Raw genomic sequence first — 262 nt, 5'->3', positions numbered from 1 at the left:
GCATCGCGGACTGGGACCACATCGACTCGTGGGACACCGACGCGGCGGTCACCGCCCTGCGGACCCTGGTCGACACCGGGCACGTCGAGGTCCCGGTGTACGACATCGGGGCCTCCGCCGTCACGGGTCGGCACGCCGTCGACGCCGGTCCCCGCGACCACATCCTGGCCGAGGGGCTGTTCGCCGGGCGCCTCGTGGCGCCGCTGCGGGCCGAGGGTCTGCTCGCCGACGCGCCGTGACGTACCGGTTCTGTCGCACGCAC

At 74.4% G+C, this 262-nt stretch carries 1 protein-coding gene; it reads left to right on the top strand.

What is annotated here, in order from left to right; genetic code table 11:
• Positions 1 to 239 (top strand): hypothetical protein (locus ACPYOI_RS36445; protein ID WP_481424226.1); only part of this gene is annotated, 239 nt, incomplete at its 5' end.
• Positions 240 to 262: the final 23 nt, after the last annotated feature.

Source organism: Rhizobium sp. SVR5-2C (genome assembly GCF_056755115.1).
The sequence above is the reverse complement of the archived record's forward strand: the minus strand, read 5'-3'. Positions and strand labels throughout refer to the sequence as shown.